We start from the raw sequence: 12,164 nt of genomic DNA, 5'->3' as shown, positions 1-12,164 counted from the left end.
AAGGGTTAAAAATTTGCACGGAAACCAAGTGCATAACTTGCACGCGGGCGAATAACATTGTTATAATCCGGATCGAGATCAAACTTGTTGGCTTTCCACAATATGCCCAGGTTACTGGCATTGGCATAAAACTGCAACTCCTTAACAGGAAGTTTTACCAGCTGGCTCTTTTTTAAACTATAAGCCAGATTAACAAATTGTAGGCGAATATGATCGCCCTTACTAACCAAAACTTCTGATGAATTATAAAAACTGTTTCTATTTTCGTTATTTGGGTAGATAAAAGAAGGAACGTTGGTGTTTTTTTCATCACCTGTCTTTTGCCATCTATTCGCATAATCAGCATGTAAATTTTTACCACCAAATTTATTGATCTCGGTATAATCTACCGATGATCTTTTAAAATAGTAGCCCATTTTATAAGTAACATTTACACTAAGCGTCAATTCTTTCCAGCTCACCGTATTGGTGAAATTACCAAATACAGTGGGCATAGCCGAGCCACTGAACACCATGTTTTCTATCGGATTTTGAATCCCTTTTAAAGCCGCATAATCTTTAGAAACCGTCCCATTTAAATAACCTTGAGGCTCTCCAGTTAGCGGATCCAAACCAGCCCAGCGTTGGGAAATAACGGTATAGACCGGCTGACCAACCATTGGCGTAGCTGTATTTGTACCATTATTTACAAAATCACTACCAATAATACTCCTGTTATAATATTTAGTCACTTCGTTAGTATTATAGCTAAAATTGAAATTTTGGAACCATTTTATCCCACGATTTAAAATTTTACTACTCAACTCTACATCAATACCATTTCCTTTCATATCGGCCACATTCTTCGTCATCACTTTTACACCTGTAGTGGTATAATCCATTTCCGCCAATCCAAAAAGATCATTTCCTCTTTTATGATAATACTCAATACTACCAGAGAGCACATTGTTAATCAGTTCGAAATCTGCACCGATGTTAAACATCTTTGCTTTCTCCCAACGCAATTCAGGATTTGGATAATTATATACGAATGATTGTGGCAAATTGGTGTAAAAAGCACCCGAACTTGATCCTACCAGGGAAGTAACAGCGGCCTGTCTGGGATCCAGATTTCCGCTTGCACCATAAGTAGTCCTTAATCTTAAATAAGGGAGAAAGGAAACGTTATAAAAGGACTCCTCGGAAAGATTCCATGATGCTCCTGCCGACCATAATGGTACACCTTTATTATTCGTCTTCACCCCAAAAATATTAGATTGATCCTTACGTGCACTTCCAGAAACTGTGTATTTACCTTTGTAAGTGTAAGCCGCATTTCCGAATACTGAAACGTAATTATTCATTGTCTCTCTTAAGCGTATTCCATCCGGGATATTTTTATCGATTCCCGTTATAAAATCTTTACGCTTAACATCATAGTTTACAAGTCCCGTTTTAAGAATATCATCATAATATCCATAAATCAAATTTGAGTTGGATTTCCCTGCTGTTGACCGTACCTCTACACCGCCAATAGCTACAATCGAATGATCTCCAAATGTTTTGTTTAAATTCAATTGGGCGCGTGCATTTTGAGAAATAATGCTGGAAATATCATTAAGCAAAATACTACCCTCAGGAACAGCATATTTAAGCTCCGAACCTGGAGATGTATTTTCTAAATAACGCCCTCTGTTAATTGCATTTCTGGTAAAAAAACTATTCTCTTCGTGAAGCGTTTTGGATTTGACTTGCTGATTTTCATACTGATACTTCAAATCCAAACTCAAACCCTTTACAAATTCATAATTTAAGCCTGCATTAGCCAAAATACTTTGTAAGTTAGAAGTTGTTCGATCTGATTTATAATCCTCTAAAGGATAATACTTCCAGTCCTTTAGTCGGTCCATACCCACCCCTTCAGTATAAGATTTACGGTACACATCAATCGGGACATCATTTCCATTTCCATCCTTTAACTGAGTATAAGGATAAATTGGAAAACCGATATCCCCAGGTTGATAGGCCGGTTTTCCAGATTTAGAATTACTATTTGTATAATATAAGGAAGTAATAATCTGCAAATTATCAGCAGGCTTAAAAGTATTTGAAGCTCGCAGATTTATACGATCACTTTTAGCAGAAAGCACAGATAACCCATGGTCGTAACCTGCTGACAGGTTATAAGCGTTAGTTGCGGAACCACCTTGAAAAGCAATTGCATACTGTTGATCTACAGCATTATTATATAAATACTTAGCAGCATCATTTCTAACATCATTACCTCTAAGTGCATCAATACGAGCTTTAGCTACCGATGCTGTAATTTTATTATCTCTTTGCGCAATTAACGTTTCTATAACTTCAGATAATCCAGGCTTATCTTTGTTGCTCTCCTGCACAGTATATCTGCCTTTCGAGAACAAAAACTGCTCTACATCAATATAATCACTGGCACTCGCTAAATTGTAATCAAAAAGATTTGGCTTTCCAGTAAACGTAATATTGGAATTGAAATTGATTGCTAAGGGCTTATTTAATGTCCCCTTTTTTGTGACAATAACAATCACACCATTACCGGCTCTTGCGCCCCAAATTGAAGATGCTTGTGCATCCTTCAAAATACTAACGCTTTCCACATCGTTCGGATTGATATTATTAAAATCTCCCTCATAAGGAAAGTTATCTAAAATAACTAATGGCGCTTGGTTTCCTTTGATACTGCTTAAACCACGAACAGTAAAACTAGGACGTCCAACACCGTTATCAAAAGAAATGCTATTCGCAACTCCATTTAAGCGGTTGAGTATATTCTTTCCAACCTGCTCATTAAGCTTTTCATTACTAATATGCGTAAATGAACCTGTAGCACGTTCTTTTGGAAGCGTCTGATAACCTGTACTTACCATTACGCTCACTTCATCCAACTCTCCAGCCTTAACCTCCATTTTAATTGAAGGATTAGCTTTCAACTCATTCACAGTAATTTCCATGGTTTTATAGCCCAGATAATTGATCACCAATACGGCATTTTCATCAACACTTGCCAATTGAAACTCTCCGTTTCCGTTGGTTTGCGTGGTTTTACTGCCGTCTTTTGTTTTTACAGTCGCTCCAGGTAAAGGCAAGCCTTTTTCATCCAGGACTCTCCCTTTTACCTCTACAGCAGCAATAAAATCTATTACCTTATCAAAAAAGGTCTTTTGTTTGATCCGGATCACAATACTATTGTCTTCAATAGCATAAGATAAAGGCTGTTTCAATAAGCATTTATCCAGGACCTCATTCAAATCAGCATTTTTAAAGTCAACATTGATGGTTCTTGCTGCATTGATGCTTTTATCAGCATAAAACACCTCATAACCCGTTTGTTTGGTGATCTCTTTAAATATCTGCTCCAATGTTGCACCTTTCTGCTTATAAGTAAGTTTCTGGGCAAAACCAGCAGCAGCAACCTGTAACAGGCAGGTGGTCATGATCAATACGACTAATTTAACGCGCATAAGTAGTTTTCTTTTCCCAGTCTCACTAAATCTGCTCATTGCTAGATTTATGATGAACGGGAGTTTTTGAGGCAGCCGGGACTGTGGCATGCCTAGGTTAAAAGCATTTAATTTCATAGTTTTGTTTAGTTGGGTTAATGCCAGAAATGGTTACAATTTTTTCTTCCGGTGCATTACCGGAAAGGGGTTAACTCATCATTTTAACCGGATCGTGCTGAGAACACGTTCCGGCTTTTTTTATAGTACCCTTTTTGATTTCAGGATTATAGTAAATGTCTATTCATTTTGTGTGTTGGTTTTTGTTGATATGGTTAATGATTTATTTTAATACGGTTATTCTTCGATCTTTAATTTTAAAACCCACCACTCCGGTCATTTCAAGTCGACGTAGTACTTTCTCTACCCGATCAAACCGGGATAATGTACCGCTAAAGGTTTCTTGTTTAGGCACGCTACCAGCATATACGACTTCTACATCGTACCAGCGTGAAATTTTTCTCATGATGCCTTCCAAACTTTCATTCTTGAAAATGAACTTGTTACTTTTCCAGTCTATGCTTTTTTCCAGATCAGCTTGCTGAACGACAAAATCATCAGCAGTTAATACAGCCTCCTGGCCCGGTTTTAAGATCACATTATGGCTTTTACCGGCTTGGCTAACTTTTACAACCCCTTCCAGCAAAGTAGTCTTTGTATTTGCCTCATCGGCATATGCATTAATGTTAAAATGCGTACCCAATACTTCTACCTCCTGCTTGCCACTAACGACAATAAAAGGCAGTTTTTTCGGTGCATTAATCTTGGCTACTTCAAAGTAAGCTTCGCCGCTTAATTCAACTTTTCTTTTGGTTAAACCAGAGAAGGTTGATGGGAACTTAAGGGAAGAAGCGGCGTTTAGCCATACTTTGGTGCCATCCGGCAAATTCACTTGATATTGACCTCCTCTCGGAGTGGTTAAGGTATTCATATGCCCAGGCGCTGCCTTGGTCGTACCTTCTTGTTTATTGTTATAGACCAATTGGCCGCTTTGAGTTTTTATGACCAGAGTACCAGCCTCATTGGCAAGCTGACCGTTCTTTGCGTCTTCCAAGTTGATAACAGTACCATTGTCTAAAGTTAAAACAGCCTTATTCCCACCGGGAGTAATTACAGGTTGTTCGTCTGTGCTGGTATTTTGTGCTTGCTGATTTTCTGATAGGTTTTTGTTATTGAAAAAATAAAGACCAATCGCGCTAACCGTTAGCAACAAGGCGGCAACAGCGGTTAATCTGCTCCAGTTACGCTTCCTTATTATTGGCGTAACCACAGCGGATTCAACATCCACTTCATGATTGAATACGTGCTGTAACAGATTCTCCTTTTCTGATGAATTTAATTGGTATTCAGGTCCTGTATTGCGGACTGCCTCTGCCAACAGATCACTAAACTCCAATTCATTGGCAGGGTCATTAACCAAGGCATAAAATTCTGCCAACTCAGTTTCAGAACAACTCTTATTTAAATACTGATTTAACAGGTACGGAAGTCTTTGATTCATCATAGCCAATAAGCATTATTTAGTCCGTTATAGACCGTCTGCATATACATTGACACGAAAAAATAGGGCTCGGGGGAGTCTAATTGAAAATAAATTTTACGACACCAACAGCGTCACCACAACAATGGGGATTCCCATTTTTTTTAGATGTTTCCTTAAACCGCCGAGTGCTGCCTTCATGTGCGAATGAACAGTGGAAGGCGCAATATTAAGTCTGATTGCAGCCTGTTCATAGGTAAGTCCTTCTTTGTGACAAAGCCTGTATACCGATTGTTGCTGAGGGGGCAATTTGGCAATAGCATCCTGCATCAGCTGCAGCGTATCCTTATAGGCCAATGACTGCTCGGTGGTATGATCCGGAAAATTCTCATCGGCCTCCAAACTATCCAACACCTTATCCTTTGCAATATTTCGCAAAGCATTGAAAGATAGGTTGCGGGTAATTCTATTGATATAGGCGTCAAAATTTACAATTGTTTCTAAAGACGCCCGGTTTAGCCAGATATTTAAAAACACATCCTGAATAATTTCCTCCGCCAATACCTTAGATCGCGTAAGTTTAAAAGCAAACGTATAAAGATTGGAATACTTGGCTTCAAACAAAGCGGAAAAAGCAAGGTGATCCCCTTTAGCTGTAGCCTTCAGTAGTTTTCTGTCCTCAACTATTTCTTCTCCTTGCAGTCCTTCAGGCCCGCCGTATATTGGTGTAAGTGGCAATTCTAATCTCTAACTATAAATACAATGCTGAATATCAAAGATAATGTTAAATTTATGATATGAAACTTTTGGTTTACGTTCCGCAGCTTAGCCCGCGCATAAAGTACATCTTCAGCTTTATATTTAACGATATACTGAAGACCGAGATCGGTTTTACCCAAGATCAAGAAGAGTTTACAAAATCCAACCTCCCCAAATTCAGTTATGCCCCGCAGCCCATTGGCGAGGAACTGTTTTTCAAAAGCACAAACCTGCTGCTGGAACATAAGTTAACTGAACAGCAGATAAAAATAACAACCTTTGGGGGGATCAAAGTACCTTTTCCGGTCCAAAAAAGCACACTGCCATTTGATGTCTTTGCAGCATCCTTTTATTTTTTAAGCCGATACGAGGAGTACCTAGTGATCAGCGATCAAAAACATAAGCACTATCCGGCCGAATCCAGCTTACAATATCAACTCGACATTTTAAAGCTGCCTATAATAGATGGATGGGCTTTGATCCTTAAAAACATCCTGGCAAAACACTTCCCATCCCTGTCATTTGGAAGCAAACATTTTTCTTTTGATCCCATTTACGTCGATCATCCACCCCCGAAAACAAAAGACAGCAATATCGTTTCCAATACCATTACTTACCTAAGAACCTTTATAGACAAGACACGAACCAAGCGGAAGGAAAGACTTGCCGACATCAGCCGGGTAATAGCGGATATGCAGCACTATGGCTTTGTGCAAAATCCTCGCTTTTTTATTCCTCAAAAAAATGAACACCACATTGGTTCAAACATACATATCCCCAAAAGCTATGTTAAACTCATAAAACACAAAGTCCAGAATGATTACAGCATGTATTATCACAATCATCCTGGCTTCAGAGCAGGCACCTGTAGCCCCTTCTATTGGTACGATTTACAACTAGACAAAAACACGCAGTTGCTGCTACATCCTGTTGCCGCTACAGATATTGCTTTATTAAACAACAAAACAAGGGAAGACTTGTTATTACAAATTAATGAGCTTATAGACAGCGTTAAGCTCGTTAACGGTAATTTTTACTTTTTATCTTCATGTAATGATATTCGACCTCAGTAAAACCAATTCTATTGCAAATGTTTTTATCGCTGAGATCAGGGATGAACAAATTCAAAAGGATCCTATGCGTTTCCGTACTAATATGGAGCGAATAGGTGCATATTTCGCATTCGAAATCAGTAAAACACTTATTTACCAGAATACAGAAACACAAACGCCTTTAGGTGTTGCCAAAACGGTACATTTGGCAGAACTCCCCGTTCTGGCTACCATTACCCGTGCCGGAATACCCATGCACAAAGGGATGCTTGATATTTTTGATCGCGCAGACTGTGCTTTTGTTGCGGCTTATCGAAAAGCGCATAAAAGCGGCCACTTTGAAATCGCTATAGAATATATTTCCTCACCCGATTTGACAGATAGAATCGTCATCATGGTAGATCCAATGTTGGCTACGGGCATGAGCATGGTGCTTTGCTGCAAGGAGTTGATGGGCAGATATAAAGTTAAAGAGTTGCATATCGTTTCCGCAATTGCCAGCTCAGAAGGCATTAGACATGTAAGGGCAAATTTACCCAAAGCAAAATTATGGATAGGGGCAATTGATGAAGAAATGACGAGTAAATCGTACATTGTGCCCGGATTGGGTGACGCAGGAGATCTGGCTTATGGCGCCAAGGTTTAGCAGGTTCCCTGCCTTTTAAACATTACAAAATGATCAAACATATATTTTTCGATCTGGACCATACCATCTGGGATTTTGACCGAAATGCAGAAGAAACTTTAAGAGAGCTTTATCAATTGTATAAACTGGAGCAACTGGGCCTCAATTCTTGTGAGGAATTTATTGCGACCTATACAGAGAATAACCATCGTTTGTGGGCAGATTATCATGTAGGTAGAATTACCAAAGAGCAGCTGAGGTCGGAAAGGTTTCATAAAACATTTAGACAGCTCGGTGTAAAACCTGATAGAATTCCTTTGCAATTCGAAGAGGACTATGTGCGCATCAGTCCTACTAAAACCAATCTTTTTCTGGGCTCAGAAAAGGTGCTCGGTTATCTATACGAGAAATACACACTACATATCATCTCTAATGGTTTTAAAGAAACTACCCTTACTAAAATGGACGTTTCTGGCTTAAACCCCTATTTCCAGAATGTCATCATCTCTGAAGATGTAGGTGTAAACAAACCACACAAGGCTATTTTTGAATATGCTTTAAATAAAGCTGCCGCAGAAAAGCATGAAAGCATTATGATCGGGGATAGTTTAGAAGCCGACATTCGTGGGGCACAGGATTATGGAATTAAAGCCATTTATTTTAACCCATTAAAAAAGGAAAAGCCTAGTGATGTAGAATGGCAAATTACCAATTTAGAAGAGTTGATGTTGCACTTTTAAGCTTCAAGACCAGGAACACTAATCGTTTGTCTTCCTGTGTCTGATGTAATATTGTGCCAGATTAGCCGCTATAAATAGATGGTTAATCAGGTTTGGAATCAGTCCATAATATTTACTGAAAATGCGGAACCGCTCTTTTAAGCTGGCCAAATGCTTTTTCTTGGAAATTCCGCCCACCAGATACTTGGCTACATAAATATGTGTATTTACAATACTTGATGCACTTTTGGCTGCACGTATAATCCAATCTATATCCGCACTGTATTTATACTGCAAGTCGAATTGCCCCGCTATACTCCTTTTCACATAGATCGCCTGGTGGCTAATGTTCATCCCGTATCTAAAGCTTTTCCAGCTAAAATGTTCTGGCGCATGATGTCTTCTTTGCCCCAGGCTTTGCCATTGTTCATCGAACATCTCTGTCTCACCATAATAAATATCGGCCGAAGAGGCAGTTTCAAAGACATCTGCAACCGTTTCAGGAGCGTAAATCTCATCCGCAGAATTCATAAACAGCACATAATCACCCGTAGCCAGCGAAAGTCCTTTATTCATGGCATCGTAAATGCCCTTATCAGGTTCAGAAATAAACTGAGCTAACCTCGACTTATAGTTATAAATAATATCTTTTGTCCCATCTGTTGATGCCCCATCAATAATGATGTACTCTATATTGGGATAAGTTTGGTTCAGAACAGACAGCATCGTGCGCTCAATATCCCTTACATTATTATAAACGATAGTAATCACGGAGAGTGTTGGCATCATGGCTGTCATTTCTTTAAAATTGATTGATAAACTTCAATATATTGTTGTGCGACCTTTTTATTTGTAAAAGTGTTTAACACTTTCGCCCTGGCATTTGAGGAAATTTCTTCTGAACGTGCCGAATAAAGCATTTCGTACATCCCTTTAGCTAGATCAGATGCTGACTTGAAATCAGCTAAATAGCCATTTTGCTGATGATCGATCAGATCTGGCAAGCCACCGGTATTAAAAGCAACTACTGGTGTTCCACAAGAAAGGGATTCCATAGCCGTATTTGGCAAATTATCTTCTATAGAAGGAAGTACAAACACATCTGCCAGCCCGTATATTTCGGCAAGATCTTGCTGAGCAGTAATTACATTCAGTTCGTAAACCGGGAAAGGCAATTTTGTAACATCAAACTGCTTGTTCTTTCCAAAAATGACAACTTCCACGGCTGCAGATTCTGGATACTGATCACGTAAATATTGTAATCCTTCAAATAGATAATCGATTCCTTTACGCCTGTCTGAAATGTTAGCAGCACCAAATAAAATAATTTTAGCCTCAGGGTTAATGTTCCATTTTAATCTGGCCTTACGCTTATCTCGGGGCGAATAAACATCGATATCAATGGGATTCGGAATAGTCCGTATCTGGAATTTCTTTAACAATGCGCTTTGTCGTGCAACACCTTCAAGCCAGTTGCTACAAGTTACAAAGGTTATATTGTTTGCATAGGCGTATAAATCTTCTTTACGCAACCATCCTTCATGCGAAATGTCTGCTACAGCAGGTTTCTTTAAAAAGTAACAATCCCCACACTGTCGGATAAAATGATCACAAGTCCCAGCATAATGACAACCACCAGTAAAATACCACATGTCATGCAGTGTTACGACCATAGGTTTTCCAAGTTTAACCAGCTCTTTTAGATTGGCAATAGAAAGAAAGCCCGAATTTACCCAGTGTAAGTGTAAAATATCAGCATCTAAGATCATTGGGTCATTAACAATACTTGCGCCTGCATTTGCGGTAGAGAAAGCAAAACGAACGGACTTATCTCTTTCATAGAAGAAAATGAATGGTAATCTTTCGTACAAAAAATTAATCTTTGCCCTTAGTCTATCGAAGAAACTTTTTTGGACCGCTTTAACATTTGCTCCAGTCGTTTTTTTAGTCTGAACCAGAAATCCAGCATCTACATTTTCTGAGGCCAGCGCTTTTAAAAGTCGAAGACTTGCCGCAGGTGCCCCTCCTCCAGAATCCGAAGTATTAATCAGTGTAACCTTCATTAAACTTTCAGGATATGGTTTCTTAAATACCTAATTCCGCGCTGAACCAGATTTCCTTTTCTATGTTTTAAAAAATATCTCAAGGCCTGATAAGCTTCCGGATGCTCCTCAATTTTATCAGGAAAAGAGGCAACCGGATCAGGTTTAACAGTCACCGCATAGATATTGCTTTTTTCTGAGTGCACTCCTGAACCGTCATGACCGATGTTATCGACCATAGAGACAGATGTCTGCAAGCCCAATCCACCTTTTAAAAACACGGAGGCATACCACCTGATTGCCCAGGAGTTATTTTTACCATGTTTAAATTCCATCACATGTTTCCAGAAATTCATTGCTCCGTCTAGCTGGAATGCAAACTTCTTCTTTTCATCAAACTGCTGAATGATCTTATCTATATCAGGTTCAAAATATTGCCACGCACGATCCCATGTAGCCCAGCACTGACTGCTAATGTGCCTCACAAAGAAGGTTTCAGGAAGTCCTTTTGTATCAATCGCATACATAAAAGCACCAATATGCATCACCTTGGGTGTGTCTTTGTATTTTTCTAAAGCATCATTAAAGTACTTTAGGCTATAAGGAGAAGAAACCACATCGTCCTCAAAAACGATGACATGTCCATATTCTTTGTTGAGCTGTGTTACACCGCTAATCACTGATTTTGCCAATCCATAATTAGACGGTCTCTCGACAACGGTTACGGACTTAAAGCCTTCCGTTTTTTTCACCAAATCCCGCACTTCATTAACGACATCTTCATCCCCGCTCCTTGCCCCATCAGAAAATATATATAGGTCGGATAATTCCGCATGTACATTTTTTTGAAGTGCTTCTATTACCCGTTGGGTATGTACAGGACGGTTGTAGACAAAGAGGGCTATGGGGGCAAAATTTTGCATTTGCAAATCTAACTATATTTATCTGCTTTTACCGTCCCCATTCTACCTGCTAATCCATCATTAATAGCTCCTAAAAACTTTTTATAGTTTTTTTGCTTAGCGGTAATTTGACTGATCAACCATTGTCCCGTTAAAAAAAAACACTTATTAATACTATACATTGTAGGATTGGTTACGTTAAATCTGGCATAAAAGTAAATGCTGTTTCGCACCTGGTAATAAGTCCTAAAACTCCATAAATCCAAATACACGGATCGCCAGAAATGCTTTACATAGGTAATCCCCTGAGACTTATCGATATCGACAATTTGACTAGCAGGAACCAGCCATATCGTCGCCCCTTTTTGTGTCATTCTGTAAGTGTATTCAGAATCATCAGCGTACACAAAAAAACTTTCATCCGGGTAGCCAATCAAATCAACCATCCGCCTATGAAAAAACATACCACCATAAGCGGCATATGGCATCACTGCCTTTTCTTTAAAATCTACAGGCTTATTAAACTTACTGCGCAATTTATAGTATTTATTAATCGGAGCCCGAAATAAATTAAAGCCCATAAAGCTATTCTCAACCAATAAAAAGCGATTTGCGTCTTCTCCCTGTGCGATCTGCACATGATTTTTCCGATCTAAGCGGAGCGAAAATAAGGCTTTCTGATCGTCATCCAGAGATATCGTACTCCATGTATCCGTTAGCTTTTCGAGGGCATCAAGATTAGGAAGGTTGTCATCGTCCAATAACCAGACAAAATCAGCATCAGTCTCTTGCATAAAGAACTCCAGTCCGCCTTTGTAACCGCCAGCAGATCCTAAATTCTCAGTATGGGTAACAACTTGAATGCGATTATCTTGTAGCAACTTACAATTCTGCTCCACATTATAAATGGAAGCATTGTCTACCACAATAACATTTGTTACATTTTCAAGGGTAGTAACTCTCCTCAGTATCTGTTCTAAAAATTGCCACCTATCACTATAGGTTACAATTAACACACAAATATTATATGTTATCTTTGCCATCTTATCCCGGCAAGTTTACGACAT

General features: G+C 39.0%; 10 protein-coding genes. 3 read left to right on the top strand and 7 right to left on the bottom strand.

Annotated elements, in window-relative coordinates:
* Window positions 1-5: 5 nt before the first annotated feature.
* The 3 genes from FBD94_RS22035 to FBD94_RS22025 all read right to left on the bottom strand — a co-directional run bounded on the left by FBD94_RS22035 (window position 6) and on the right by FBD94_RS22025 (window position 5,736).
* A complete protein-coding gene (locus tag FBD94_RS22035) occupies window positions 6-3,521 on the bottom strand; it encodes a SusC/RagA family TonB-linked outer membrane protein (RefSeq protein WP_169472385.1) in 3,516 nt (1,171 codons plus the stop codon).
* A gap of 280 nt (window positions 3,522-3,801) precedes the next feature.
* Window positions 3,802-5,022, bottom strand: coding sequence for a FecR family protein (locus FBD94_RS22030; protein ID WP_136881806.1), 1,221 nt, complete (start codon window positions 5,020-5,022; stop codon window positions 3,802-3,804).
* Between the two features lie 93 nt (window positions 5,023-5,115).
* Window positions 5,116-5,736, bottom strand: a complete 621-nt coding sequence (locus FBD94_RS22025) for an RNA polymerase sigma factor (RefSeq protein WP_136881805.1) — start codon at window positions 5,734-5,736, stop codon at window positions 5,116-5,118.
* A gap of 59 nt (window positions 5,737-5,795) precedes the next feature.
* Here FBD94_RS22025 and FBD94_RS22020 point away from each other — a divergent pair, with 59 nt between their 5' ends.
* The 3 genes from FBD94_RS22020 to FBD94_RS22010 are packed head-to-tail and all read left to right on the top strand — an operon-like array spanning window position 5,796 to window position 8,174.
* Window positions 5,796-6,830, top strand: a complete 1,035-nt coding sequence (locus FBD94_RS22020) for a DUF7033 domain-containing protein (RefSeq protein ID WP_136881804.1) — start codon at window positions 5,796-5,798, stop codon at window positions 6,828-6,830.
* Complete coding sequence (gene upp / locus FBD94_RS22015; RefSeq protein WP_131609407.1) at window positions 6,811-7,455, top strand: uracil phosphoribosyltransferase; 645 nt, start codon at window positions 6,811-6,813, stop codon at window positions 7,453-7,455. Before FBD94_RS22020 ends, upp begins: the two co-directional genes overlap by 20 nt.
* A gap of 29 nt (window positions 7,456-7,484) precedes the next feature.
* Window positions 7,485-8,174, top strand: a complete 690-nt coding sequence (locus FBD94_RS22010) for a YjjG family noncanonical pyrimidine nucleotidase (protein WP_131609409.1) — start codon at window positions 7,485-7,487, stop codon at window positions 8,172-8,174.
* 18 nt (window positions 8,175-8,192) lie between these two features.
* On the opposite strand, the gene FBD94_RS22005 is transcribed toward FBD94_RS22010, so the two are convergent.
* From FBD94_RS22005 to FBD94_RS21990, 4 genes are read right to left on the bottom strand one after another with little or no spacing between them, the layout of a single operon-like run.
* Window positions 8,193-8,951: a glycosyltransferase family 2 protein gene (locus tag FBD94_RS22005; RefSeq protein ID WP_131609411.1), complete on the bottom strand. Its 759-nt coding sequence runs from the start codon at window positions 8,949-8,951 to the stop codon at window positions 8,193-8,195.
* Window positions 8,948-10,216, bottom strand: a complete 1,269-nt coding sequence (locus FBD94_RS22000) for a glycosyltransferase family 4 protein (RefSeq protein WP_136881803.1) — start codon at window positions 10,214-10,216, stop codon at window positions 8,948-8,950. Before FBD94_RS22000 ends, FBD94_RS22005 begins: the two co-directional genes overlap by 4 nt.
* On the bottom strand, window positions 10,216-11,118 hold the full coding sequence (locus FBD94_RS21995; RefSeq protein WP_136881802.1) for a glycosyltransferase: 903 nt from the start codon (window positions 11,116-11,118) through the stop codon (window positions 10,216-10,218). The genes FBD94_RS22000 and FBD94_RS21995 overlap by 1 nt, the downstream gene beginning before the upstream one ends.
* An 8-nt stretch (window positions 11,119-11,126) precedes the next feature.
* Window positions 11,127-12,140, bottom strand: coding sequence for a glycosyltransferase (locus tag FBD94_RS21990; RefSeq protein WP_136881801.1), 1,014 nt, complete (start codon window positions 12,138-12,140; stop codon window positions 11,127-11,129).
* Window positions 12,141-12,164 lie beyond the last annotated feature (24 nt).

Origin of the sequence: Pedobacter hiemivivus, assembly GCF_005144565.1 — a bacterium.
GTDB classification, from domain to species: domain Bacteria; phylum Bacteroidota; class Bacteroidia; order Sphingobacteriales; family Sphingobacteriaceae; genus Pedobacter; species Pedobacter hiemivivus.
The sequence above is the reverse complement of the archived record's forward strand: the minus strand, read 5'-3'. Positions and strand labels throughout refer to the sequence as shown.